Below are 25,941 nucleotides of genomic sequence, written 5' to 3' on the forward strand. Positions count from 1 at the left end.
CAGCTATTTTTACTGGCAGACCCTCTCTCTATAAAATCTTGCACGGTTCAAAATCTTCATTATATAAACTATAATTGAAAAGTTTCTTGCTTCTTATCCGCAAGTAACCCCATAGCAAGTTGAGCTATCACCATATCATCTGCTGGCGGATTAAAGCGGCTACATTGAACATCCCTAAATAGACGCTGGATTTTGTTTTCTTTAGATAAACTTCGTCCCCCTACAACTTGCATGGCTTTTGTTACTATATCGATGGCGTAATTACAAATTACATACTTTGCGATACTAACAGACTCTGATAGTTGCTCCTTAAGAGCTGGATTTTGTTCTACCTGTGTTGCAATACTATACAATGTTCTTCGTGCAGTTTGATAAAGTACTTCTATTTCACCAATCCTTTGTTGGACATGACTAGCATGAGCGATTGTATTTTCTAAGCTATGTGAATACGTATTTTTGGCAAAATCAATTGCATAATCTCTTGCTGCTCCTGCCACTCCTAAATAAACGGCTGGAATCTCTAACGAATAGACTCGACCATCAGCTAAAAAACGATTAACTCCATTTGGACGATGTCTGTAAAGCAACGCTGCCTCTGGTACAAACGTATCATGAAAAATAATATCATGACTACCTGTTGCCCTCATGCCCATTGCATCCCATGTTTCAACAATCTCCACCTGTTCGTTTTTCGTCATTAGAAATTCCGCTGTTAGATTTTCTTCTTCCAGATAAGCAATAATGGTGAATTGTTTTAAAATCGGTGCTAATGAAGCAAATGCTTTTTCACCAGTAATGCAATATCCCCCTGGCACCTTCTTAGCAATTGTACCAGGTAAACTCCCCCGAGAAATATTCCCCTTTCCACGTTCACTGCTAATAATATTCAAAAGTGAGCCTTCCTCAACTGCTTTTCGGCATAATTCTGCAAAGATAGGTTCCGGCCATGTTTTTGCCTCACGAACATTCAAAAACGTCAATAAATGCCAGCCAACAGACAAGGCAGTAGAAGCATCGCCTCTAGCTAATTGTTCCTGCACTAATAACATCTCGTATAAAGAAATTTCTTCTCCTCCATATTTTTGAGGCACTGTGAGTCGAAAATAGCCTGCATCTTCTAAAATTTTAAAATGCTCAAACGGAAATTTTCCACTCTCATCATATTGGTTAGCTGTCTTCTCAATTTGTTGCGCTAAATTCTGAGCATATTGAACAAGCCTTTGCTCTCGTTCATTTCGAATAAAAATATCCATCATTCCTGATTCACCTTACTTTTAGCAAAACGATTCAGCGGCTTTTTCAAGCCTAAATGCTCTCTTAATGTTGTGCCCGTATAATCTTTACGATAAATACCTCGCTCCTGCAAAATCGGTACAACCTTGTCAACAAAATCCTCTAAATCACGTGGTAATAACGGAAACTGTAGCATAAAGCCATCTGCTGCTTGCTCTATTATCCAACGCTCCATCTCATCCGCTATTTGTGTTGGTGTTCCGACAAAAGCATCGCGCTTTGCAGGTCCAAAAAGGCGTGCATACAAATCACCAACTTTTAAATTTTCCTTCTTAATAATCTCTAAGTGTTCATAAAAGTGACTTTGAATACTATTAACTTCTGGGAATTCCACTTCAATAGCAGGTGTATCGAGGGAATACTTTGAAAAGTCAACATTCCCCATGTACCCCGAAACAAATTTTAAGCTTTCGTATGGATCAATCAATGACTGTAATTCATTAAATTTACGAATTGCCTCCTCCTCTGTATCACCTACTATTGGGGAAATTCCTTGTAAAACAAGGAGCTCCTCCTCCTTACGTCCAAAGGGAGGGAGCTGTGCCTTTAATTGACGATAGTGTTCTTTCGATTTTTCAATATCATCCCAATGGACAAATACAACTTCCGCTGTACGTGCAGCTAATTGTTGGCCTGGTTTAGATGCACCGGCCTGCACAATAACAGGCTGCCCCTGTACAGAACGAGCAATATTTAATGGACCTTTGACAGATAGATAGTTGCCCTTAAATGATGTTTCATGCACTTTAAGATGATCATAAAATAGATTATTATCTCGATCATAGAGAAAGGCATCGTCTTCCCATGAATCCCATAGTGATTGAACAACATCGATAAATTCCTCTGCACGTTCATAGCGATGATCATGCTCCCAATGCTTATCGCGGCTAAAATTTAATGCCGTTTCTCCTGTGGCATCTGCTGTGGTTACTAAGTTCCAAGCAACTCTCCCATTACTTATATGATCGATGGACATTAACTGTCTTGCCAGCACATATGGCTCACTGTATGTGGTTGAAGCTGTTGCACCCAGTCCAATTTTAGTTGTTGCCGCCGCTAAAGCCGTAATTTGAATTAATGGATCAAAGCGATTTAAAATATGTGGATGTGACTCATGATTAATGGCTAAACTGTCGGCAACAAAAGCTATATCAAACTTTCCTCTTTCCGCAATCTGAGCTACTTTTTGTAATGCTTGAATATCGATGCTTGCATTCGCTTGGGCAGATGGGTGCCTCCATGCAGCAACATGCATACCTGCTCCTATTAAATACAAGGCTAGCTTTATTTCTTTTTTACTAGTCATTGTTATCACCCTTCCTAATATGAATAGAAATCTTTCCATGTTGCTAATTCATCCAGTGGTAGCTCCACTGGAATATAGTTACCATTTGACACTTCTTTAATAAACTTCCCCGTTTCATCTCGCTGATAAATATCCACGATTTTCTTCAATGTGTCATTATTTTTGTCTTCTGCTTTTGCCACGATAACATTAATAAATGGCTTAGCTGTTTCACTTTCGTGAATGATGGCATCCTTCAATAAAAGGCCTGCTTCTACAGCAACTCCATTATTAATAATGGCAAAATCAGCATCCTCCATCACACGTGGCGTTGTTGCACCATCAACAGGCAAAATGATTAAGTTTTTGGGATTATCCTTAATACGGTCTTCTCCACCGTTACCATCAAAATCATCCGTTACTGTTAGTAGTCCATGCTCCTGAAGCAGTAGCAAAGCTCTACCCCAGTTGGAAGGATCATTTGGTACAGCAATTTTTGCGCCTTCTTTTATATCATTTAGCGATTTATATTTGTTTGAATATAAGCCAATTGGTGCCATTATTGTTGTGCCAATTGCCTGTAAATCCGAGTTATTGTTCGTATTAAATAAATTTAAATATGCAACATGTTGAAAAGCATTAATATCTACTTCTCCCTCTGCCAATGCTTGATTTGGGTCATATTGAGCAGAGAATGTTACTAATTCCAAGTTAATACCTTCCTCACTAGCCTGTTCTTTTATATACTCCCATGTTTTCAATTCCGAGCTACGGATACCCACTTTCACAGTATCTTTTTCATCCGCTTCTGCACATGCCATTAGTAACAATAGTAATGTAAAAAGTCCTATTAAATATTTCAGTTTTTTCATGCTCACATTCTCCCCTAAGACACCCTACGTATTTTTCGTTCAAGACTGTTGCCAATGCTTTGAATAATTTGCACAAGTACAACTAAAATGACCACTGTAACCAAAATCGTTGTATTATCAAAGCGTTGATATCCGTAAGTAATGGCAACATCACCTAAACCACCACCTCCAACAGCTCCAGCCATGGCTGTCGCACCAACAAGCCCAATCGTTGCAGTTGTGACACTTAAGATTAACGATGGAAAGGCTTCAGGTAACAAAAACTTTCGAATAATCTGAAATGGAGAGGCTCCCATTGCTTTCGCTGCTTCAATGATGCCTTCATCCACTTCTAATAATGAATTTTCTATTAATCTTGAAATATATGGTCCAATATGCAAGATTAGCGGCACAATGGCAGCAGTCGTACCAATGGCAGTGCCAACAAGTAATCTTGTGAATGGAATAATTGCAACAAGTAAAATAATGAATGGAATGGAGCGCAATGTATTGACGATTGGATTGACAATCGAGAAGATTAATTTATTTTCAAGAATATGCCCTTTTCTCGTCACAACTAAGATTACCCCTAAAATAAAGCCTAAAATAGCACCAAAAAATAAGGAAATGCTAACCATGTACAGCGTATCTAGAACCGCGTCGATAATGATTTGTGTGCTCACTTTCACGTGCAACAACCTCCTCTATTTGAATATTTTTAGCCTGAATAAAAAGAAATGCTTTTTGTATGTCTTTTTCAGAACCAACGAGCTCCACGATTAAATGGCCGAATGGAATTCCTTGTAATTCCGTGATATTGCCGAATAAAACATTGACATCTACAGCAAACTTTTTCGCCACCTGTGAGACAATCGGCTGCCCAACGTCTACTCCTATGAATTTTAAATTGTAAATTTTTTTAGAAGCATCTATACTTTTTAGCTGCTCATAAACAGAAGGTGGAACTTCATCACGAACAACCGATTGGACAAAATTTTTAGTTGTCTCTTCTCTTGGTGAGGAGAAAATTTCAAGTACATTACCTGTTTCAATAATTCTTCCATTTTCCATGACAGCGACACGATTACAAATATCCCGAATAACCTCCATTTCATGAGTAATCATTAAAATTGTAATACCGTACTCGATATTGACCTTCTTTAGTAAGGCTAAAATCGATTTGGTTGTTTGTGGGTCGAGAGCCGAAGTTGCTTCATCGCATAAAAGGATAGTTGGTTTTGTCACTAGTGCTCTTGCAATGCCGACTCTTTGTTTTTGCCCGCCTGATAGCTCATCAATATAGCGATCCGTTTTGTCTGCTAAACCAACAAATGCTAAAACCTCTTTTACTTGACCTTCCAAATTTGATTTTTTTACTCCACTTATGATTAAAGGCATTGCTACATTTTCAAATACTGTTTTAGAATGAAGGAGATTAAAGTGTTGAAAAATCATGCCGATATTTTTCTTCTCCTCTCGAAGCTGCCTTTTAGTGAGCGTGGTTAATTCTTTGCCATTCACAAGTACTTGCCCAGACGTTGGCTCCTCCAGTAAATTTACTGTCCGAATCAGTGTGCTCTTACCAGCACCACTAAAACCGATAACACCAAAAATATCCCCCCTTTGAATTGTTAAATTGATTTTATTTAGAGCCGTTACAGTCGAAGTACCGACCTGGAATTCTTTTGTTGTCTCAATAAACTCAATCATGCACGTCTACCTCCTTAGCATTTATGTGATTGCACAGCTTTAAAATGCTGGGACAACAGCACCTTTATATTGATCTTCAAAGAACGAACGTGCCTTTTCACTTGTTAACCACTTAACAATTGTTTGTATAGCTGGATCATCCTTTTTTTCATTTGTCGAGGCTATTATATTGACATAAGGTGATTCTGAATCTTCTATAATCAGTGCATCCTTCACAGGATTATAGCCCCCTTCTAATGCGTAATTTGTATTGATAGCAGCTGCTTCTACATCATCTAATGAACGAACAAGTAGTGGAGAATCAACACCTATAAATTGAATACTCTTCTCATTTTTCGCAATATCTTCGACTGTATAATCACCTTTCTTCATTTTATCTAATTCAATCAAACCATTATTTTGAAACAGTAATAACGCTCTTGAGAAATTGACAACATCATTAGGTACAGCAACCTTTGCATTTTGTGGCAAATCACTAATTTTTTTTATTTTTTTTGAGTACACACCAAATGGCTCAATATGAATTCCTTTTACACTGACTAAATCTAAATGACTTTCTTTATTCGACTGTTCTAAAAAAGGGACATGTTGAAAATAGTTAAAATCCAACTCACCATCTGCCGTTTGTTGGTTCGCTTGCACAGCATCTTTTATAATGGTAATGTCTAGTTTCACTCCATCTTTTTCAATATCTTTTGCTAAATACTCTAATACTTCCGCATGAGGAACATTGGCTGCCCCTACTTTTAATGTTACAATCTCCTCTTTAGTAGCCTCTTCTTTGTTTGTGCAACCAGCCAACAAGCCTATTACCAATGCACCGATAAGCCATTTCCAACCTAGTCTCATCACATTACCTCCTTAGTTAATAAATTTACTTGGTTTAATTTAAAACAAATCTTATCTATTTACTAAGAATTGGTCAATGCTCCTTTTGTTTCATTTATTAAAAAATTCAGAAAACGAAAAGTTGAAATGCATATTTTTTCTCGAAAATCCATTAAATTTAATCGAAAATGCAAAAATCCCATTTTCAGATAGAATATTTTTAGACCCTTGATAGAAAATTTCTATTAATAAAACAAAAAACTCTGAGTGGCTAACAACCACTCAGAGTTTTCATAGTATTGAAAAACAAAACGATTCACAGCATTTTTGTGAAAGGTAAAAAAGGATTTCCGTTGTAGGCTACTTGCTTTCCTGTGGGCGAGCGCCGAGCCGCTTCCTCTGCTACCGCTCCGTTTAGAGGCTCGCCTGTCTCGCTATCCCACGGGAGTCAAGTAGCCTTCCACTCCCTCCATAAATTTAGCAAAGGTTCAAGTGAAGGTATTCACTACTCTTTTATGGAGGGGTGTTGTCACACATCACTTCTCCACATTGAAAGTAAGAGGCTATCCTCTCTTATAATATAAATAATGGGCTATTTTGTTCAGGAAAAGACACTTTTGCAGAATGGTTGATTGGAGTGGAGCTAGCGTCACTCCTAGGGGATTTAGCGTCACAGAGGAGACCCTGGAGCGAACGCAGTGAGTGAAGCGGCTCATCGGACGCCCCCTGGAAAGGACGCTGGTGGAACTGAAATCAACCTCTCGCCTTGCTAAAGGTTCTTTTTCTGCTATTGACATCACCTTTTTTCAACAACATAAAAACTCTGAGTGGCTAACAACCACTCAGAGTTTTTACAATTCGTTTAATACATCTTCAACAAAGGCCCATTCTTCATCCGTTTCAATTGGTAATAATTCTTCTATAGAACCGTCATTTCCAGACAAATATTGAGCTGCAAAAATATCACGTTCTTCCATAGGTTCATCCGTCGCTGGAACATATAAAACATACGATTTACCAAATTGCTCAGATGAAAAAGTATGAATAACCTCACAAATTTGATCTGTTCCATCTTCATTGGTCACAGTAATAAGCTGGGGCTCTGCATCGAATTCATCAAGAAGTGTCAACACTACCTCATTAATCATTTCCCATTCGGCATCCGTTTCAACTGGCTGTAAATTGGCCATTTCACCCGTATTGTCATCATAATCAAAGGTCATCGCTGAAATATCCCCCGGGATTTCTTGCCCCTTGTCATCTACAAGTGAAAATAGCACATAAGACTTGTCCTCTGCATCAAATGTAAAGACCACACGGCATTTTTGCTCTTTGTCACCTTCGCCAATTATCGTAAATTCTTGTGTTTCTTCATTCATTTGGGTTCCTCCTTTATACCTTTGCTGTCATTTATTAAGTGGATTTTATTTACCTCCACGCTATTATATAGTGGCCATCTATTGTTGAGTATTTTATAAGCGGGCTCTTGAGTAGTTCCAGTCATTTGATGAGTGCTGTCACCCTACTTTTGAGCGGTTTCTCTCACTTTACGAACGATTTTACAACACTCTTGAGCGAAACCCACATGTATCTCCACAATTCAACTACTAGACAGAGGCTCAATAAAAAAGGAACAAGGAATGCAAGCTGCGATCCTTGTTCCAAGCTTTAAGTTAGAAGATTATTCTTCGTTTTCATCCTCTAAAGCATTTAAAACGTCCTCTACCATATCCCACTCTGCTTCAGTTTCGATTGGTGTTAATTCACCATCTTCACCATTTTCAGATGGTACAAATGAAGATACGAAGATTTCAACTGAGCCATCTTCATCTTCTTCTGCGCCTACCATTGAGTAAAACACATATGATTTGCCAAACTCTGGAGATTCATGAACGTGAATCACTTCACAAAGCTGCTCGTTTCCGTTTTCGTCAATCACTGTAATGTGTTGAACATGTAGTTCTTCTTCATGGTTATGCTCGTGTGTCATGCCTAAGTCACCTCATCAATTAATTTTTGCTATCTAAGTAGCCTTGTAAAATCATCACAGCCGCCATTTTATCAATGACCTGCTTGCGCTTTTTGCGACTCACGTCCGCTTCGATTAGCATACGTTCTGCAGCCATCGTCGTTAAACGTTCATCCCATAACTTGACCGGTAGTGAAAATGTTTCTTCCAACAACTTTTTATAGTCCTCAGATGCTTCTCCACGCGGTCCTACCGTATTATTCATGTTTTTCGGATATCCTACAACAAATTCTGTTATAGCATATTCCTTTACTAGCTCGGCGATGCGGTCAATGCCGAACTCTCCGTTAGCCTCATCAATTTTTACGGTTTCAATACCTTGGGCAGTCCACCCGAGTGCATCACTAACAGCAACACCAACAGTTTTCGACCCAACGTCTAATCCCATAATTCTCATTTCTAGTCCTCGTTATTCTTTTTAATATAAAATTTAACAAGCTCCTCTAGAATTTCGTCACGCTCAAGCTTGCGAATTAAATTACGAGCATCCTGATGGCGAGGAATATACGCCGGATCACCAGAAAGTAAGTAACCAACAATCTGATTGATAGGATTATATCCCTTTTCCTCTAATGAAGAATGTACTTTCAACATTACTTGCTTGACTTCCTGTTCCATTGATTCTTCTGGAAAATTAAATTTCATCGTTTGATCAAATGAACTCATGACCAGCACCTCGCTTTCAGAAATAAGGAGATGTGCAGACAAGCTCATCTCCAATTTCTCTTTATTATAACATGTTTTGGCGTATTATCAATTATACCTCGGCATAATTACGTTCGGAATCAGCCAGAGGCTTTCACTTCTTTTCGTTGAAAGAAGTTAAATGGATTTAATATAATCATACACAGAAACTAGTGCTTCATCAAGTTTTGAGGCATCCTTTGCACCTGCCATCGCCATATCTGGGCGACCGCCACCTTTACCGCCACAAGCTTCTGCAACCATTTTCACAATATTCCCGGCATGGTAATTACCACCAACTAATTCTTTGGAAACCCCAGCGCATAACATAACTTTTTCGCCATCAACCGCTCCAAGAACAATAACTGCTTTTGGCATTTTCACTTTTAAGTCGTCCATCATTTGACGCAGTTGATTATTATCCTTCGCATCTACTTTTGTCGATAGAACTGTCACATCACCAATTGTTTGTGCTGCATCAACGATAGCTCCTGCCTGTGCATTTGCGATTTTTTGGGATAAAGCTTCATTTTCTCGTTGTAACTCTTTATAGTCAGCCTGCAATGCCTGCACTTTTGTCACGATATCTTTAGGGTTTGCTTTTAATAATGCTGCTGCCTCATTTAATAAAGCTTCTTCCTCTTTTACTGCTTCATAGGCAACCTTACCTGTCACAGCTTCAATACGGCGAGTACCTGCACCAATACCACCTTCTGAAACAATTTTGAAGAAGCCAATTTCAGAAGAACGTTTGACATGGATACCACCACATAGCTCAATAGAATAATCTCCGATTGAGACGACACGAACTACATCGCCATATTTTTCACCGAACAATGCCATTGCACCCATCGCTTTCGCTTCGTCAATGCCTTTTTCTTCAATAACGACCTCTATATCATCCCACACTTTCTCATTTACAATACGCTCGATTTGCTGTAATTCTTCTTTTGTAACTTGACCAAAATGAGAGAAGTCAAAACGTAATCGATCAGGACCTACATATGAACCAGCTTGATTAACATGATCGCCTAGCACATCTTTTAATGCACGTTGCATAATATGTGTGGCTGTATGGTTTTTAATAATTAAATTACGGTCATCACGATTGACCACTGCTTGCACTGCATCTTCTACATGCATTTCACCAGATTCAACTACTACTGTATGAAGCGGTTGACCATTCGGTGCTTTTTGAACATCTTTTACGATAGCCGTAAAACGATCATTTGAAATAGTACCGCTATCAGCAATTTGACCACCCATTTCTGCATAGAATGGTGTCTTCGCTAAAATAACGAATGCTTCTTGTCCTTCAGAAGCAACTTTTGCTACTTGACCATTGACGATCATTGCAGCGATTTCAGTAGAAACCGTTAACGTATCATGGCCAACAAATTCACTTGCAACTGTTAAGTTTGCTAATACTTCATTTTGTACTTGCATAGAATCAACATCTTGACGAGCTGCACGAGCACGTTCACGCTGTTCTTCCATCGCTGCCTCGAAGCCCTCATGATCAACCTTCATGCCCACTTCATCTGCATATTCCTCTGTTAATTCGATTGGGAAGCCATACGTATCGTATAAACGGAAGGCATCTGCACCAGGAATATAATCGTGGCCAGCTGTTTTTTGCGATTCCACTACTGCATTAAAGATTGCTAAACCACCGTCCAATGTTTCATGGAAACGAATTTCTTCATTTTTAATGACACGCTGAATAAATTCACATTTCTCCGTTACTTCTGGATAGAAGTCTTCCATGATTTTCCCTACAGTTGGTACTAATTCAAACATAAATGGCTTCTCAATGCCAATTTGTTTAGCATAACGAACAGCACGGCGTAATAAACGACGCAATACATAACCACGTCCTTCGTTTGAAGGAAGAGCACCATCGCCAATGGCAAAAGCTACTGTACGAATATGGTCTGCAATAACTTTAAACGGTGTATTAATATCCTCTTCTGAGCCGAAGATTTCATTTAAGTCTACTTCGCTAGGACGCTTATATTTACGGTTGGCAAATTCCTCGATTTTTTCAATGATTGGCATGAATAAATCTGTATCGAAGTTTGTTGGTACATTTTGAACAACGGATACAATACGCTCTAAGCCCATACCTGTATCAATATTTTGCTTTGGTAGGGGTGTGTATGTACCATCAGGATTATGGTTGAATTGCGAGAACACAAGGTTCCAAATTTCGAGATAACGTTCGTTCTCCCCACCTGGATACATTTCAGGGTCATTTTCATCCGAGCCATATTCTACACCACGGTCATAAAAAATCTCTGAGTTAGGACCAGATGGACCTTCTCCAATATCCCAGAAGTTTCCTTCTAAACGGATTAAACGCTCTTCAGGAATACCGATTTCTTGATGCCAAACATCATATGCTTCCTGATCTTCAGGGTGAATTGTGATAGATAATAACGCTGGATCAAAGCCCATCCATTTTTTATCCGTTAAAAACTCCCAAGCATAATGGATTGCTTCTTTTTTGAAGTAGTCACCAATGGAGAAGTTTCCTAACATTTCAAAGAATGTATGGTGACGAGCTGTTTTCCCAACGTTCTCAATATCATTGGTACGAATCGATTTTTGTGCATTCGTAATACGTGGATTGTCAGGAATAACACGACCATCAAAATATGGTTTAAGAGTGGCAACACCTGAGTTAATCCATAGTAGTGATGGGTCATTTATTGGCACAAGTGGCGCTGATGGCTCATGATGATGTCCCTTTTCTTTAAAAAATTCCAAATACATACGGCGAATATCTACTGCTTTCATTGGATAAATTCCTCCTATTTTATATTGTAAAATCACGATAAAAATCCTGCGATCTACATGAATTACACTTTGGAGAGTACTATCGAAGAAAATAAAAAAAGCCCTCATCCCCAAAAAAGGGACGAGGACTTGTCATTTGTCTCGCGGTACCACCCTAGTTGTAAGTAAAAAATGCTTACTTACCTCTTTAGCACTTGTAACGTCAGTGAACGGCAGGGATTAGCTGCACTCTGGAGTAGCTTTCGGCATTTGCTGTCGTGAGGATTTTTCCAGCCTAGAAATCCCTTTCTTGTACACGCACAAATACGTACTTTTTCCATCATCGTTTTTACTTTTTCTAACGAAATTATAAAAAAAATCTATTGTGCTGTCAATTACTACTATGACTAATGCTATCTAAGCAATCATTTTTTTAAAATATACCCACATACCCCAAGTAAAGAGCACTAGAAAAGCACTGATTGCAATTGTTGCAATAGGTGAATCCTGATAAGGTAACGGCACATTCATACCAAAAAAGCTAGTGATCACAGATAATGGTAACATTATTGTAGAAATAACTGTTAGTAAGTTCAGCTTTTCAATGGATTTACCACTATTAATTGAAAAATATGTGTCGAGGGTACTGTTAACTAAATCGCGGTATGTCTCTGTAGAGTCAACAATACGTTCTAGATGGTCATTTAAATCTTTATAGAATGGGATATTTTCTTCCTGTATCTCAAATTTCCACTGACCATTGATTGTTGAAAAAATTCTTCTTTGCGGCATGATGGCCTGACGAATTAAAATAATTGTCCGCTTTAGTGCAAGAAATTCCTCAGTCACTACTTTAGGTTGATACTCATAAATTTCTTCTTCTAGTTCATCTATGCGAGTTCGAATTCGCTCTAATACTGGAAAATATTCATCTGTAATGCCATCTATAATGGTATGCAATAAAAAATCAGTACCCTTTTCCATATATTCCGAACTATTAACACAAACATTTTCCATGTGACCTAGCCATTGCAATTTCCGTTTGTGTACAGTGACAACATAGTTTGGACCCATAAAAATATTGAGCTCAACGGTTGTAATTTCATTATTACTTTTTTCATTATAAATGGGTGCATGGAAAACAAAAAATTTATAATCGCCATAATTGTCCATTTTCGGACGGGAGCCTTCATGTAAGCAATCTTCAACTGCTAATGGATGAAAGCCAAATATATCTGCTATATTATTCAATTCATTATAACTATACGCATATAAATCTACCCATAATAAATCTTCATTTTGAATAGGTAGTTGTAAATCCTTCATGTTGAAATCATGTTGGACTGTCTTGTTTCTGCTATTAAAATAGTGGATTTTAATCATTGCACTTCACCTCATGTTTTGTTATTGAGGGAAACAAAAGGTCATCCTTTATCGCCTTTTGTCTGCGTTGGTGATCCGAAATGGATGCCTTTTATTTGTTTCCGTTTGCCTAAATGATACTTATTCGGTTCAGGACTACTATCCATTTCTCATCACCTTCCTTTCATAACAAAAACACGCCTTCTACGAATGAAGGCGTGTTGAATACACATATCAAAAAAGAGCAATAAAAAATCGTTGCATGCGTGTTACCTTCAAACGTTGAGTTTTAGCACTATGCGGCATAGGAATATGTCCAGCTACGTTAAAAAACACCTTATTTCGATGATTTCTGTTGACCCATTGGCGTCTCTCGACATTTTTGGGTAGTAGCGTATCTCCAGCATAGGAGCCTCACCTAACGAAGGGATGTTATTCTTTTATTCCTATAAATCATAGCGGATTGAATTCAAACTGTCAAACTGTAAATCATTCATTTTTCAAAAAGTCTTCCACTCTTTGCACCAAGTGGTCCCGTTTATACGATTGATAGAGCAGGCTAGATAAACGCACTGGATCACCAAAGAAAAAGCGTTCATATAGTGTTTGCCTTGTGCCAAAACTACTCATTGTTAAATCCCAAGCTAAACGAAATTTTTTCACTCGCTCTTCGCCTGTGTCTTTGAATGATTGCAAATAGTGATCAAGATCGCCTTCATCTGCTGCAAATGCTTTGGCACTTGGTATGGACATTAAGCCGCTTGCCCCAAGTTGTTGGATGATTTCCGTAAAAGTCGGATATACTCTCGGGAAAATTTGAATAGCTACTTGCAAAGTTGAGAGGTCTGGTCGAAGAAAGCCGAACATATCTCGCTGTGCATCTATTTCTGATTTTACGAGCATTGCCTTCATCGTTTCTAGTGTCACAATTACATCCACTACTTTTTGTTGTACATGTTGGTAATCACCGATATTAATGGTGTCCACAATCGACTGCACAACACCTAATACAAATTCAGTCTTCGCAATTTGGCGAGAAAGTACTTGATGTAAACTGTATGATTGGAAGCCACTAACATTCATAAATTGATTGGCAACATCTACATTTTCGTAATAAAAAACCCGTTCCCAAGGGACAACTACATCATCAAAAACAACAATCGCATCCATTTCTTCAAAACGAGAGCTTAATGGATAATCAAATGATGAATCTCCACCTACAAAAGATTGGCGACATAAAAACTTTAAACCCTTCGTATTACTCGGTATCGAAAAGCCGAAACCTTTTCCTTCATCATAACCATTTGTTGATAAAACGAGCAGTTCATCCGTTATGCCGCCCTGTGTTGCTAGTAATCTCGCCCCTTTAATGATTAAACCTTCACTCGTCTTGTCAATAATTTTGGCAGCAATCGTCACTTCTTCATCCTCATAGTAATAGCGCTTACGGTTTACCTGTGGTTCGATAAAGGTATGGGTCATAGTAATATCATTCTCACGAGCATACTCATAAAACTTCAGTAAATGCTCTGGAAAACAATTTGGCTTATCTTTTAAAAAGTCTGACGCTGAAGCTAAGGCCATTAAGGTCGTATTCATATAATCTGGGCTTCTCCCCATAAAACCATGGGAAGATAATGCCCATTCCCTTGCCGCATGGCGCCTTTTCACAAGATCTTCTGGCGTCATTACTTGAAGAAAGGACATACCAACTCTCTGCTTGCTAGTTGGCGATTCATAGGTCATTTTTTCAAGAAGAGCCCCTTGATGTTGTAAGTCAAAAAGTTTTGCTTGACTCTGCATAATCCCCTTAAATGCAGGATGTTCTGACACCTTTCCTGTCACGACTTCCCCATCAATCGAAATATACGTTTTTAAAGCATCTATGCGTTCAATATACTGTTGCCCTGTCATTATTGGCATGCTGTCACCCCTATACATTCCCTATGTTTTTGTACTCACCTAGTATATGAAATGTCCAAATATTAGGTGACGATAGGCTAAATAGAAAAGCCCGACTAGACAGTCTAATCGGGCATATACAGCAAATAGTAATTATTTTAGTCATTTAAAAAATCATAAGGGGAGATATCATTCATCCCAATCATTGGATGAATATATGGTGCTGTTTCTACTGTTAGCTTTTGTGCTATGGAGACAGGATTGTTCAACTCCTGCTCCTCTATTGACATAGCCTCTACTTCCACAATTTCTTCATTGATATCCATCGGATTAAGTCTTGCACGTAAAGAAGTGAAACGCTGTAGGTCATCTGTACGCTGTAAGCCATCTGCTAGTACATCCGGTTCACCACATAAAATCAAAAAGTTTTTAGCACGAGTAATCCCTGTGTATAAGAGATTACGCCGCAGCATTTTTGAATATCCTCTGACAACTGGCATAATAACTGTTTGAAACTCAGAGCCTTGAGATTTATGAATAGAGCAGCAATAGGCTAGTGTCAATTGGTTCAAATCACTGCGTTGATAGGTTACCTCGATACCATCAAAGGATACGATCAGTAAGTCCTGTTTTTCAATCGTTTCTTTTGCTTTAATAATACTGATGACCTCGCCCATATCCCCGTTAAAAACATTGCTCTCAGGTTGATTGACCAGCTGAAGTACTTTATCTTTTATGCGATAGGTCACATCACCAAAGACCAGCTCTTTTCTTGTTCCCGTATCATTTGGATTAATGAGCTCTTGAATCATTTTATTTAAATTATCAATACCAGCCGTACCTTTATACATGGGTGCTAGCACCTGAATATTGCGAATTTCCTGTCCTTTGGCTACTGCACTTTTGACAACCTGCGTGACAACATTGACAACTTGATCGGCTGAAGCCTTTATAAACGAACGATCAGATGTTTTAGCTGTTAAATCATTTGGAATCGTTCCCTTTTTAATTTGATGGGCAAGCTCAATAATTGTAGAGCCCTCTGCTTGTCGATAAACATCTGTTAATTCAACAGTTGGCAGCTGCTTTGATGCTAATAAATCCTTTAACACCTGTCCTGGCCCTACTGGTGGAAGCTGGTCCTGGTCCCCTACAAAAACAACCTGGACATCTTCATGTAAAGCTTTTAATAACTGATGGGCAAGCCATGTATCCACCATAGACATTTCATCCACAATGATGAGCTTTCCTGTTACCTCACGCTCTGTTTCTTCCTCTTTTTCTTGCCCTGTAAAGCCAAGTAGACGATGAATGGTCATTGCAGGAAGCTCAGTTGATTCGGCTAATCGCTTGGCAGCACGTCCAGTTGGTGCACAAAGGATGATAGGAAATGGTTCCTCTTTTTGAGCATATTCTTTTGGATTTAATGATAAACCATGTAGCTTTGCATAAACTTCAACCACTCCACGTACAACCGTTGTTTTCCCAGTACCCGGTCCACCTGTCAAAATCATGACGGCTGAATTTAAAGCCTGTTCAATAGCATTTGCTTGTGTCTCAGCGTAGGTGACATTGAGTAGCTCCTCTGTTTCTCCAATGGCTTTTCTAATTTCGTCCTTACTAAAATGCTCAGCCTTATTATTCCGTTCAATGAGCGATACGATTTTAGAGGCAATCCCTACTTCAGAAAAATAAAGGGATGGTAAATATAATCTAGTTTCTTCACCACAAATTTTACCTTCTTCACGTAGCTCAATACAGGCTTTAGAAATGTCCTCAAATGGGATCTCCTGCCGCTGACTTTGTTCAAGCATATCCTTTACTAGCGGTAGGACATGCTCCGCATCTAAATAGACGTGTCCATCTGATAAAGCAGCTGTATTTAACACATGAAATATCGCTGCTTTGACACGATCAGGATGTTTACCAGTAATTCCTAGTTTAGCCCCTAGTTCGTCAGCCCGAAAGAAACCAACACCTTCAACATCTTCGATCAAGCGATATGGATTTTCAGTTAGTAATTCTATGGCTTCAGTTCGATAGGTTTGATAGATTTTCATACCGAGCTGTGGACCAAAGCCCCACTCATTCAGTTGAATCATCACACGTTCTAGGCCTAGATTTTGTTCAATGGTGCGATGAATAACTTCTTTTTTTTCAGTGGATAAGCGTGGAACGGCGTCAAGTGCACTAGGATCTTCTAAAATAACACGAAGGGCATTAGCCCCTAGTTTTTCTACAATCGTTTCAGCCGTTTTTTTCCCAATTCCTACAAATAAGTCACTAGATAAATAATGAATAATCCCTTGCTCAGTTGCAGGAACCTCTTTCGTAAATGTCTCGATTTGAAATTGAGCACCATATTTAGGATGCTGTTTTAAGATACCCGTAAAACGATATTGTTCATCCATTTGTAATGGTGGAAAATAACCAACAACGATAATTTCTTTATCTTCATATTGTAAGTTCGTCTCTTGTATTTTCACACGTACAATCGAATACATATTTTGTGCATTATGAAAGATAGAGACGATTGGACGTCCGAGTATAAAGAATTTATTGAGTTCAAATAAATCTAGATGATCGGTCATGTTCGGTCCGTCCTTTCTTATTGTCTTCAATCTTTTTATTTTACCATAGCCTCATCAAAATATCGTAGATAAAAATGTATTCTCTACTTTACTTTTACATTATTGCGACAAATGACAATTCTCTGCCTTTATCTCTTATTCCATGCTATGATAAATAAGAATTAGTCGCACGGAAGGATTGTGAAGTTAGTGGAATTTAGACCTTGCATCGATTTACATGATGGCAAAGTAAAACAAATAGTAGGAAGTACTTTGGGTTATGCAAATCAAGCTGTCGTAGAAAATTTTATTTCTACACATGACGCTAGCTACTATGCACAAATGTTTGCAAAAGATCGCTTAACAGGTGGACATGTTATCATGCTTGGTTCTGGGAATGAAGAAGCCGCCTTAGCCGCTTTAGCAGCCTATCCTCAGGGCTTACAAATTGGTGGCGGCATCACGGCTGATAATGCACAAAAATATATTGAAGCAGGCGCTTCGCATATTATCGTGACATCCTATATTTTTCATGATGGACAGCTAGACCTAGCACGTTTAAAGCGTTTAAACCAACTGATAGGTAAAGAACGTCTAGTCATTGATCTTAGCTGCAAGATGCGTGATGGAAAGTGGTTTGTCATGACAGATAAATGGACTACATATAGTCACTTCGAAGTCAATGCAGCATCTATTGCCTATCTAGAAGATTTTTGTGATGAACTTTTAATTCATGCCGTCGATGTTGAAGGAAAAAAGGGGGGAATGCAGGAAAGCCTAGTAAGGGATTTGGCTGCCTGGACTTCTATTCCTACTACCTATGCAGGTGGTGTTCGTTCGCTGGAGGATTTAGAAAAATTTAATCAATTAGCCAACGGAAAACTGCATGTAACCATTGGCAGTGCCCTCTCTATTTTTGGTGGAGAGTTACCTTATACAGATGTAGTAAACTATTGTGAAAGAGGTGGGATCTTGTGAAGCTAATTTATAAAGATTATGTTTTTCCATTTCAAGAAACAAATTTAGAGAGAATCATAGATGGTAAATATTTTAAAGTAAATAAAAAAGATCATTCTCTTGCGATTCACGTGCAACTGGACAACGAACAAATGTTACTAGAGTTTTCAAAATCATTAAAGGCAACTTGTGGCTTGTTACGCGATCAAGAAACAGAGCCGTATATTGGAACATATATTGATTTACAGGTTTTTGTCGATGAGTTTAATAAGCGCTATAACTTAAATGCTGAAATTATTACTTAAACCGAAGGGGCACTAGCTCCTTTTTTTCATTTTCTCACCCCCATCTCCTCTATTTCTTTCAACAATTTCTGAAACCTTTTGTTTGTCATATGAGTTATATATTGTATAGCATTACGTATAAGGGGGTCACATGACTAAACTCCAGATTAAACATATACTACCTTATTTTTTTATGCTTCCCGCACTTCTTATAGGAACGATCGCTATGATCTTCTACGGTGTAGACATAAGTATTTGGATACAAAATATATTCATCTGGATGTTAGGCGTTTGTTTTGGCTATGTCATTTTAAATAAAACACCCCTAATAGAACTACATAAGAACCCTCTTTTGGTCACATCTATTTTAACTATTTTACTTATTCTGCCCTTTTGGTTTAATGGCTTAGAGGGTGTCCACCGATGGGTTACTTTGGGTCCATTCAATTTTTATATAGCCAGTGTTATTTTACCTATACTCATTGTTTATTTGTGGAGGCTATCAGAAAATAATTATTTACCATATGTTATAGGATTCATGATTCTCATAGGTGGTATTCTACTAGTACAACCAGATGCAGGGCAAACTACTGCTTTTGCTTGTGCCTCCACCATTATTTTATGGCGAGCTATAGAAAACCCTAAATGGCAGTACATTACGCTAATCATACTAACCCTATATGTCTTTACATCCTGGATTTACATCGATCATTTAGCTCCTGTACCATATGTAGAGCAAATAATATTTTTAGTAGCAGATATGGGAAGTATGTTACTTATTTTAGGGGTTGGAGCCCTTCTATTATTAGTCTATCCATTCTTTATCACATGGAAAAAAGATACATTAGCAAGCGCTTTAGGACTCTATTTCTTGATGACAATTCTTGTCACTTTCTTTGGCCATTTTCCAATGCCTATTATGGGTTATGGAATTTCACCCATTATTGGCTATCTCATTGCGATTACTGCCACACAGAAAATAAAAATGGCACAAACCAACTAGAAAGGATTTACAAACAATGAAAACTGAACTAGAGGTAAACTCTTTAAAATCATTCCAAACTGAATTAACACGTTTCTTTTTAGCCTACAAATTTGCTCTACAGGAAGTAGAAACGAAAATAAATATATTGCAAGAAGAATTTAAGTTGATTCATGAATACAATCCAATTGAGCATATTTCCACTCGTGTAAAATCACCGAAAAGTATTTTAGCGAAGATGATGAAAAAAGAGCTTCCCCCATCCATGGAGGCTGTTCGTGAAAATATTCGTGATATAGCAGGCGCTCGCATCACCTGCTCTTTCGTGGAAGATATTTACAAGGTTAGTGCCATGTTACAGGCACAGCATGACATTGAGGTTGTTGAAGTGAAGGATTATATTGCTTATCCAAAAGAAAATGGCTACCAAAGCTTACATCTCATTATTAAAATTCCTATCTTTATGTCAGACCATATGGAAAAGGTTTACACAGAGATCCAAATTCGTACAATAGCAATGGATTTTTGGGCAAGCTTGGAGCACAAAATTTATTATAAGTATAACAAAGAAGTACCCGAGCATATTCGTATTGAATTAAAAGAAGCCGCACTACAAGCAGCCGAATTAGATCGAAAAATGGAACGTTTGAATAAAGAGATCAATATTTTAAAAGAAAATGAAGCAGAGCCATCATTACTAGACAGTACCCCTATTTCACATTTAGCGAAATACTTAACAGAACTACCTAACAATCAATGACACTCCGTTGTCATTATGACCAAAACTAAATGAACATAAAAATCCACCTAGCTTTCGGTGAGAAAAGCAAAAGACCCAATTGTCCAATGTTCTTTTTCACAGAGAGTGAGGTGGATTTTTACAGTTTTAAAGCTTTGTAATGATTATGCCTGCTCTTTGGATTTCGTCGCTACAAAGAAGGAGAAAATAAGGGCACAAATGGCAAAAACAAAGGTAGCGACATAAACATAGCTTACGCCATTCGCAATAGTTTCTTTTAAAAAGCTTACTTCTTCTAGACTAAAGCCACCTCTTGCAAATTCACCATTTAATTGAATTTCACCTTTTCCTAATGAAGCCATTTTTTCACTCGTTGCTAAGTTAAAAATCATCCCAAATAGTGCTGCCCCAATCGCTTGACTAAATGTATTTGTAAAGGAGTTTAAACCAATTGAGATGCCAAGCTGCTTCGGATTTGCCACCTTTTGAATGGAAATCATCAACATTGGCATGATAAAGCCCATTCCTAGACCAACTAATGATGAAGCGAAATAAGCGCTGAAATCGCTAGAACCTGAAGATAGTCTTGCCAGTAATAGAGTACCCGTAACCAGTAAAATTGTCCCCATTTGGATAATTCTTTTATTCGTTAAACGCCCGATTAAATAACCTGCCATAATGGAGTTTACCGTCCAGAAAATAGACATCGGTGTTAATAATAAGCCTGCTTGTGTTGCATTTTTACCAAGAACACTTTGGGCAAATATCGGAATATAAACCGTTACACCAATCACAATAGACATCCCGCTTAATGTTAAGACATTTATGACCATTAGTCGCCCATTTTTAAACAGTGCTAACGGAATAATTGGCTCTTCAGCTCGTAATTCCACCCAAATAAAAATACCAAGGAAGACAACCGCAATTAGATACATTAGCAATGATTGACCTGATAACCAAGCCTGCGTTTTACTGTTTTCGATAATCACAAATAACAACGCCACCATGCCAATTGTAAATAGTACAGCACCTAGGTAGTCAATTTTACGCTTCACCGCTTCTATTTGCTCTTTATAATGTTTCGCAATTAAATAAATAGATGCTAAACCAAATGGGACATTAATGAAAAAAATAAAGTGCCATGACACTTGGTCTACAATAAAACCTCCAAATAATGGACCAACTACGCCAGACACGCCCCATACCATACTTAAATAGCTTTGTCCTTTGGCACGCGCTTTTTCAGTCTTATATAGCTCCCCAACCATTGTTAATGTGATCGGTAAAATTGAACCTGCACCAATACCTTGGATTGCTCGAAAGACAATTAATTGCTCCATCGATTGGGCTAAACCACATAACATCGAGCCTACTAAAAAAATAATAATCCCTGTAATAATCATTCGCTTGCGTCCAAATAAATCGGCTAGCTTGCCAAAAATAATTGCAGCAATAGCAGAAGCAAGTAAATAAGCGGAATAAATCCAGCTAATTAAGTCTACGCCTAATAAATCAGCTGTAATACTTGGAATAGCCGTACTTACAATTGTTCCTTCAATTGCGGCAAGTGCTGTTACAAGTAATAGTGCAATAAATACTTTATTCATCCTGTCACCTTTTCCTTTCCTGCATAACAAACATTACCAAGTTTGAACGAAAAATAAAAGAGGAAGGAATTCATTTGCTGAAAAATAATAAACGATATTTATAGATTGATTTGCATTTTGATAGAAAAAAGCAGCAAGTTCATCAATTGACACTTGCTGCTAATCATCTATCAGTTAAATCGTTGGGCAATCATATCATATATATAACGTGCTTGGTCATATTCAGGTTGTAATGTAAAGGCTTGTTTCAAATGATACATCGCATCTTCCGTTTGTTCTGTGGAAACAGCATAGAGCACGCCTAAATTATAATGTGCATCTGCATTATTCCAATCCTGCTCGATTAAGAGATCCAGTTCCCTCTTCCCTTCCTCAAACATTTCTAGCGCACATAGCACAATCGCATAGGTTAAACGAATTTGTGTATCTTCTGGCGCAATTTCTACGGCACGTTGTAAATAGGGCAATGCCAGTTTTGAGTTCTCCATACGCTCAAAGCATTTCCCCATCATATAATAAACATCTGCCCCTTCAATCTGATGTTTAAGTGCTTGTTCATACAGTTTTACAGCTTCCGCATAGCGTTCCGCATTATAATATAAATTGGCTAAACCGTAATAAGCTGTCGCTGCAGTTTCATCTACAGTAATCGCCTTTTGGAAGAAACGTTCTGCACGTTCTGTATCCTCTAACACAGCTAACAAATTGCCGAAATTCACATAACCAATGGCATTTTCGGGCTCTGCTTCAATTGCTTTTGTAAATAGTTGGGCAGCATCCTCATAACGTTTTTCTTGAAATGCTTGAATACCCTGTTCATTATAATTCATTCGTTCTTCACCTCTATGTAGCGAAAGACTGCTTCTAGAAAGCCAAGAGGCAGTAAGAGCAGTCTTAACGCAAGTTATCCAACATATGTTAGTTTTTCATTACTTTTAAAGACTTCGTCAATCGTACCGCCACCCATACATTCATCACCATTGTACAGCACTACGGCTTGTCCTGGTGTAATCGCACGTACAGGCTCTGCAAATGTAATGTGTGCACGACCATCTGGTAAAATTTCAACTTCTACTGGTGTATCTGTTTGACGATAGCGAAATTTCGCTGTGCAAGAAAATTTCCCAGGCAATTTTTTTGTCGAAGTATAGTTCATTTTCACAGCAGTCAATGATGTAGAGTATGAAAACTCATTGTCAAAGCCTTGTCCAACAAGTAACACATTACGCTCTAAATCTTTCCCTAGCACAAACCAAGGCTCACCGTCTCCACCAATACCAAGACCATGTCGTTGCCCAAGTGTATAGTACATTAAACCATCATGTTGTCCCATCACAACGCCATCCATTGTTTCCATTTTGCCAGGTTGAGCTGGTAAATATTTACTTAAAAACTCCTTGAAGTTACGTTCTCCGATAAAACAAATACCTGTTGAATCCTTTTTCTTGGCAGTGGCAAGTCTAGCTTCCTCTGCAATTTTACGCACTTCTTTTTTCTCAATATCGCCAATTGGGAACATCACATGGGCTAATTGCTCCTGTGATAGTTGATTTAAAAAGTATGTTTGATCTTTGTTATCATCAACGCCACGTAACATTTTCACTTCACCATCAACACTTCGATCAATACGTGCATAGTGTCCTGTCGCTAAGTAATCGGCGCCTAGGTTCATGGCATGCTCCAAAAATGCTTTAAATTTAATTTCTTTATTGCACATCACGTCAGGGTTTGGTGTACGCCCTGCTTTATATTCTTCTAAAAAGTATGTGAAAACTTTATCCCAATATTGTTTCTCGAAATTGACAGCATAGTATGGGATACCGATTTGATTGCATACTTTAATCACATCATCATAATCTTCAGTCGCTGTACAAACACCGTTTTCATCCGTATCATCCCAGTTTTTCATGAAGATCCCGATTACTTCATACCCTTGTTGTTTTAACAAGTATGCAGCCACCGATGAATCTACCCCACCTGACATGCCGACGACAACGCGAATTTGTGAGGGGTCACGTGTTTCTTTCATTGTGGTCACCTTTTCTTTTATCTAATTACAGTTGATGCTTCAAAAATTATAGAAACATAACGTCGTATTTCGCAAATTATTTGTTAGCTAGTTTTTTCACAATTTGAGCTGTTTTTTCCGCTGCATCGCGTATATCGTTTTCCGTTAAATCTTGCCCAAAGCTAAATCGGATGGAGTTTCGTAATTCCTCTGCTCCTTGCCCGAACATCGCTACTAACACATGCGATGGATCAATCGAACCAGCGGTACATGCTGAACCACTTGATACACAAATACCTGCCATATCAAGATTCACTAGAAACGATTCTACTTCCATCCCTTTAAAGCTAATATTTAGTACATGAGGCAATGAATGCTTTTCTTCACCATTCACATGGAACGCTAGCTTTTCCTGTGTAAAAACTTCGAGCATAATTTGCTTAAAGTGATTGTATAGTGAACGCTTTTCTTCACGCAACTTATTTGCAACTTGCACAGCAGTCGCAAAACCAATAATGGCTGGAATATTTTCAGTACCTGCGCGACGTTTTTTCTCTTGTGCGCCCCCAAGAGCAAAGCTCGCTAACGGTGTTCCTGTCTTTTGGTAAAGGAATCCAACACCTTTAGGACCATTGATTTTATGTGCAGATACACTCAATAAATCCACCTGTAATTGGTTTACATCTATTTTCTCCAAGCCGTAAGCTTGAACTGCATCTGTATGGAATGTGGCATGATGCTCACGCAATAGTTCACCTATTTCAGCAATAGGCTGAATTGTACCTACTTCATTATTACCATACATAATCGTCACTAAAATAGTATCTTCGCGAAGGGCTTCTTGAACATCCTCAACCGCTACACGTCCCAATTGATCTACTGGTAAATAGGTCACCTCAAAGCCATCGCGTTCAAGTTTTTCACAAGTATGTAACACCGCATGATGCTCTACTTGTGTTGTAATGATGTGTTTCCCTTCGTTTGCACGGGCATAGACAGTGCCTAAAATGGCTGTATTATCAGCTTCCGTGCCGCCGCTTGTGAAAATAATTTCTCCTGCTTGGGCACCGATGGATTTCGCTAATAACTCACGTGCATTGTCTAAATATTTTCGTGCTTCTCGACCTGCGCCATGAATACTTGATGCGTTGCCAAAAACCTGCTGCATAGCAGTCGTCATCGCTTCTATTACTTGGCCATTCATCGGAGATGTAGCCGCATGATCGAGATAAATATATGAATTCATGTTGAAAACTCCTTTTTGATCAATTACGCCTCGACGTAATTGCCGCTGACACTTCACTTTCGCGCAGATAAACAATACGTCCACTTTTTTCAAACTAATGAGTAACAGTTAGCCTACTATCGTCACATTCTGTGACAACGGTAACTAACCTGCATCATGCAGGCCTCTCTTCAAAATATGTGACTTCCGCCAGAGGCTATATCTTGATTCAGCAATCGTTTGAACACTCACTGAAAAAATCAGCATCGCATTCAGCTTCCCCTTCATAAGTGGAGTCTTCTCCTGAATCAAGATCAGAAGCGCAAAAACCCACATCACTCATCGTAAAAATAGCCATTGAGATAAGACTATTTCACAAAATGAATGAGATTGATGCGGGCGTAGCGCTTTAGCTCGAACATTTTAAATATAGAACATGTAACCTTCCGCTACATTTTCTTCTGTATATTGTGCTAGGTCTTCAATTGTCGTTGTATCTAACACATTTTTTACTGCATCGCGAATACGTAGCCATAACTCTCGTTGTGGCGCTTCCTCATTTTCAATACCCTCTACTGGTTGAATAGGCCCTTCTAGCACACTAATAACATGGGCTGCTGAAATTTCGCTAGGTGGATTCGCTAGCATATAACCACCATAAGCACCACGTACACTTTTTACTAAGCCTGAATTACGAAGCGGAGACACTAATTGCTCTAAATATGCTTCAGAAAGCTCCTTTTCCGCAGCAATTTTACGCAATGGAATCGGCCCTTCACCATAATGCTTTGCTAATTCAATCATAATCGTAAGCCCGTAACGGCCCTTTGTTGAAATTTTCATTTTA

Annotated in this window: 23 protein-coding genes, 1 riboswitch and 1 other annotated feature; of the genes, 4 read left to right on the top strand and 19 right to left on the bottom strand. The window is 38.4% G+C overall.

Going from position 1 to position 25,941, the window contains the following annotated elements:
- Positions 1 to 68: 68 nt before the first annotated feature.
- From V6670_RS15280 to V6670_RS15345, 14 genes are all read right to left on the bottom strand, one after another.
- Positions 69 to 1,256 carry an acyl-CoA dehydrogenase family protein gene (locus V6670_RS15280; protein ID WP_338651580.1) on the bottom strand — a complete coding sequence of 396 codons (1,188 nt, stop codon included), beginning with the start codon at positions 1,254 to 1,256 and terminating at the stop codon, positions 69 to 71.
- On the bottom strand, positions 1,253 to 2,599 hold the full coding sequence (locus tag V6670_RS15285; RefSeq protein ID WP_338651581.1) for an LLM class flavin-dependent oxidoreductase: 1,347 nt from the start codon (positions 2,597 to 2,599) through the stop codon (positions 1,253 to 1,255). The genes V6670_RS15280 and V6670_RS15285 overlap by 4 nt, the downstream gene beginning before the upstream one ends.
- Before the next feature lie 14 nt (positions 2,600 to 2,613).
- Complete coding sequence (locus V6670_RS15290; RefSeq protein WP_338651582.1) at positions 2,614 to 3,450, bottom strand: MetQ/NlpA family ABC transporter substrate-binding protein; 837 nt, start codon at positions 3,448 to 3,450, stop codon at positions 2,614 to 2,616.
- Positions 3,451 to 3,464: 14 nt separating this feature from the next.
- Positions 3,465 to 4,118, bottom strand: coding sequence for a methionine ABC transporter permease (locus V6670_RS15295; protein ID WP_338651583.1), 654 nt, complete (start codon positions 4,116 to 4,118; stop codon positions 3,465 to 3,467).
- Positions 4,060 to 5,139: an ATP-binding cassette domain-containing protein gene (locus tag V6670_RS15300; RefSeq protein ID WP_338651584.1), complete on the bottom strand. Its 1,080-nt coding sequence runs from the start codon at positions 5,137 to 5,139 to the stop codon at positions 4,060 to 4,062. The genes V6670_RS15295 and V6670_RS15300 overlap by 59 nt, the downstream gene beginning before the upstream one ends.
- Positions 5,140 to 5,178: 39 nt before the next feature.
- A complete protein-coding gene (locus V6670_RS15305) occupies positions 5,179 to 5,988 on the bottom strand; it encodes a MetQ/NlpA family ABC transporter substrate-binding protein (RefSeq protein ID WP_338651585.1) in 810 nt (269 codons plus the stop codon).
- An 830-nt stretch (positions 5,989 to 6,818) separates the two neighbouring features.
- On the bottom strand, positions 6,819 to 7,346 hold the full coding sequence (locus V6670_RS15310; protein ID WP_338651586.1) for a DUF1292 domain-containing protein: 528 nt from the start codon (positions 7,344 to 7,346) through the stop codon (positions 6,819 to 6,821).
- A 302-nt stretch (positions 7,347 to 7,648) separates the two neighbouring features.
- Positions 7,649 to 7,957, bottom strand: a complete 309-nt coding sequence (locus V6670_RS15315) for a DUF1292 domain-containing protein (RefSeq protein WP_036124332.1) — start codon at positions 7,955 to 7,957, stop codon at positions 7,649 to 7,651.
- A 19-nt stretch (positions 7,958 to 7,976) separates the two neighbouring features.
- On the bottom strand, positions 7,977 to 8,393 hold the full coding sequence (gene ruvX / locus V6670_RS15320; protein WP_036124334.1) for a Holliday junction resolvase RuvX: 417 nt from the start codon (positions 8,391 to 8,393) through the stop codon (positions 7,977 to 7,979).
- 2 nt (positions 8,394 to 8,395) lie between these two features.
- Positions 8,396 to 8,662: an IreB family regulatory phosphoprotein gene (locus V6670_RS15325; protein WP_004226839.1), complete on the bottom strand. Its 267-nt coding sequence runs from the start codon at positions 8,660 to 8,662 to the stop codon at positions 8,396 to 8,398.
- A 156-nt stretch (positions 8,663 to 8,818) separates the two neighbouring features.
- The gene (alaS, locus tag V6670_RS15330; protein ID WP_338651589.1) at positions 8,819 to 11,479 is read right to left on the bottom strand and encodes an alanine--tRNA ligase; all 2,661 of its coding nucleotides are present in this window, start codon (positions 11,477 to 11,479) and stop codon (positions 8,819 to 8,821) included.
- 114 nt (positions 11,480 to 11,593) lie between these two features.
- Positions 11,594 to 11,811: a binding site (T-box leader), on the bottom strand.
- Between the two features lie 64 nt (positions 11,812 to 11,875).
- On the bottom strand, positions 11,876 to 12,841 hold the full coding sequence (locus V6670_RS15335) for a magnesium transporter CorA family protein (protein WP_338651590.1): 966 nt from the start codon (positions 12,839 to 12,841) through the stop codon (positions 11,876 to 11,878).
- A 246-nt stretch (positions 12,842 to 13,087) separates the two neighbouring features.
- Positions 13,088 to 13,253: riboswitch (M-box (ykoK) riboswitch) on the bottom strand.
- Between the two features lie 56 nt (positions 13,254 to 13,309).
- The gene (gene hpaB, locus V6670_RS15340) at positions 13,310 to 14,743 is read right to left on the bottom strand and encodes a 4-hydroxyphenylacetate 3-monooxygenase, oxygenase component (RefSeq protein WP_338651591.1); all 1,434 of its coding nucleotides are present in this window, start codon (positions 14,741 to 14,743) and stop codon (positions 13,310 to 13,312) included.
- Between the two features lie 137 nt (positions 14,744 to 14,880).
- Positions 14,881 to 17,313 carry an ATP-dependent RecD-like DNA helicase gene (locus V6670_RS15345; protein ID WP_141905052.1) on the bottom strand — a complete coding sequence of 811 codons (2,433 nt, stop codon included), beginning with the start codon at positions 17,311 to 17,313 and terminating at the stop codon, positions 14,881 to 14,883.
- 189 nt (positions 17,314 to 17,502) lie between these two features.
- Between V6670_RS15345 and hisA the strand changes: the two genes are divergently transcribed.
- From hisA to V6670_RS15365, 4 genes are all read left to right on the top strand, one after another.
- Positions 17,503 to 18,270, top strand: a complete 768-nt coding sequence (gene hisA, locus V6670_RS15350) for a phosphoribosylformimino-5-aminoimidazole carboxamide ribotide isomerase (protein WP_089933434.1) — start codon at positions 17,503 to 17,505, stop codon at positions 18,268 to 18,270.
- Positions 18,267 to 18,554, top strand: a complete 288-nt coding sequence (locus V6670_RS15355) for a hypothetical protein (RefSeq protein ID WP_036124345.1) — start codon at positions 18,267 to 18,269, stop codon at positions 18,552 to 18,554. The genes hisA and V6670_RS15355 overlap by 4 nt, the downstream gene beginning before the upstream one ends.
- Before the next feature lie 130 nt (positions 18,555 to 18,684).
- On the top strand, positions 18,685 to 19,536 hold the full coding sequence (locus V6670_RS15360; protein WP_338651592.1) for a hypothetical protein: 852 nt from the start codon (positions 18,685 to 18,687) through the stop codon (positions 19,534 to 19,536).
- 16 nt (positions 19,537 to 19,552) lie between these two features.
- Complete coding sequence (locus tag V6670_RS15365) at positions 19,553 to 20,275, top strand: GTP pyrophosphokinase family protein (protein ID WP_141905051.1); 723 nt, start codon at positions 19,553 to 19,555, stop codon at positions 20,273 to 20,275.
- 143 nt (positions 20,276 to 20,418) lie between these two features.
- Here the strand turns inward: V6670_RS15365 and V6670_RS15370 are convergent, their stop codons facing one another.
- From V6670_RS15370 to V6670_RS15390, 5 genes are all read right to left on the bottom strand, one after another.
- Entirely contained in the window at positions 20,419 to 21,861 is a 1,443-nt protein-coding gene (locus V6670_RS15370; protein ID WP_338651593.1) for an MDR family MFS transporter, read from the bottom strand.
- A gap of 170 nt (positions 21,862 to 22,031) precedes the next feature.
- The gene (locus V6670_RS15375) at positions 22,032 to 22,691 is read right to left on the bottom strand and encodes a tetratricopeptide repeat protein (RefSeq protein ID WP_141905050.1); all 660 of its coding nucleotides are present in this window, start codon (positions 22,689 to 22,691) and stop codon (positions 22,032 to 22,034) included.
- Between the two features lie 74 nt (positions 22,692 to 22,765).
- Positions 22,766 to 23,890 (bottom strand): tRNA 2-thiouridine(34) synthase MnmA, encoded by a 1,125-nt coding sequence (mnmA, locus tag V6670_RS15380; protein ID WP_338651594.1) that lies wholly within the window; start codon positions 23,888 to 23,890, stop codon positions 22,766 to 22,768.
- A gap of 76 nt (positions 23,891 to 23,966) precedes the next feature.
- A complete protein-coding gene (locus V6670_RS15385) occupies positions 23,967 to 25,115 on the bottom strand; it encodes a cysteine desulfurase family protein (protein WP_101966502.1) in 1,149 nt (382 codons plus the stop codon).
- A 402-nt stretch (positions 25,116 to 25,517) separates the two neighbouring features.
- The gene (locus tag V6670_RS15390; RefSeq protein WP_008181126.1) at positions 25,518 to 25,937 is read right to left on the bottom strand and encodes an Rrf2 family transcriptional regulator; all 420 of its coding nucleotides are present in this window, start codon (positions 25,935 to 25,937) and stop codon (positions 25,518 to 25,520) included.
- Positions 25,938 to 25,941 lie beyond the last annotated feature (4 nt).

It is taken from the genome of Lysinibacillus sp. Y5S-8, assembly GCF_036894365.1.
Lineage (GTDB): Bacteria > Bacillota > Bacilli > Bacillales_A > Planococcaceae > Lysinibacillus > Lysinibacillus fusiformis_D.

Bases quoted from the DNA above. Each gene is read 5' to 3' on its own strand.
- V6670_RS15300 (WP_338651584.1), bottom strand. From the start codon at position 5,139: ATGATTGAGTTTATTGAGACAACAAAAGAATTCCAGGTCGGTACTTCG.
- V6670_RS15315 (WP_036124332.1), bottom strand. From the start codon at position 7,957: ATGACACACGAGCATAACCATGAAGAAGAACTACATGTTCAACACATT.
- V6670_RS15370 (WP_338651593.1), bottom strand. From the start codon at position 21,861: ATGAATAAAGTATTTATTGCACTATTACTTGTAACAGCACTTGCCGCA.
- V6670_RS15305 (WP_338651585.1), bottom strand. From the start codon at position 5,988: ATGAGACTAGGTTGGAAATGGCTTATCGGTGCATTGGTAATAGGCTTG.
- V6670_RS15325 (WP_004226839.1), bottom strand. From the start codon at position 8,662: ATGAGTTCATTTGATCAAACGATGAAATTTAATTTTCCAGAAGAATCA.
- V6670_RS15385 (WP_101966502.1), bottom strand. From the start codon at position 25,115: ATGAATTCATATATTTATCTCGATCATGCGGCTACATCTCCGATGAAT.
- V6670_RS15290 (WP_338651582.1), bottom strand. From the start codon at position 3,450: ATGAAAAAACTGAAATATTTAATAGGACTTTTTACATTACTATTGTTA.
- V6670_RS15280 (WP_338651580.1), bottom strand. From the start codon at position 1,256: ATGATGGATATTTTTATTCGAAATGAACGAGAGCAAAGGCTTGTTCAA.
- V6670_RS15285 (WP_338651581.1), bottom strand. From the start codon at position 2,599: ATGACTAGTAAAAAAGAAATAAAGCTAGCCTTGTATTTAATAGGAGCA.
- hpaB (WP_338651591.1), bottom strand. From the start codon at position 14,743: ATGCCAATAATGACAGGGCAACAGTATATTGAACGCATAGATGCTTTA.
- V6670_RS15365 (WP_141905051.1), top strand. From the start codon at position 19,553: ATGAAAACTGAACTAGAGGTAAACTCTTTAAAATCATTCCAAACTGAA.
- ruvX (WP_036124334.1), bottom strand. From the start codon at position 8,393: ATGAGAATTATGGGATTAGACGTTGGGTCGAAAACTGTTGGTGTTGCT.
- V6670_RS15375 (WP_141905050.1), bottom strand. From the start codon at position 22,691: ATGAATTATAATGAACAGGGTATTCAAGCATTTCAAGAAAAACGTTAT.
- mnmA (WP_338651594.1), bottom strand. From the start codon at position 23,890: ATGAAAGAAACACGTGACCCCTCACAAATTCGCGTTGTCGTCGGCATG.
- alaS (WP_338651589.1), bottom strand. From the start codon at position 11,479: ATGAAAGCAGTAGATATTCGCCGTATGTATTTGGAATTTTTTAAAGAA.
- V6670_RS15310 (WP_338651586.1), bottom strand. From the start codon at position 7,346: ATGAATGAAGAAACACAAGAATTTACGATAATTGGCGAAGGTGACAAA.
- V6670_RS15390 (WP_008181126.1), bottom strand. From the start codon at position 25,937: ATGAAAATTTCAACAAAGGGCCGTTACGGGCTTACGATTATGATTGAA.
- V6670_RS15335 (WP_338651590.1), bottom strand. From the start codon at position 12,841: ATGATTAAAATCCACTATTTTAATAGCAGAAACAAGACAGTCCAACAT.
- V6670_RS15360 (WP_338651592.1), top strand. From the start codon at position 18,685: ATGACTAAACTCCAGATTAAACATATACTACCTTATTTTTTTATGCTT.
- V6670_RS15345 (WP_141905052.1), bottom strand. From the start codon at position 17,313: ATGACCGATCATCTAGATTTATTTGAACTCAATAAATTCTTTATACTC.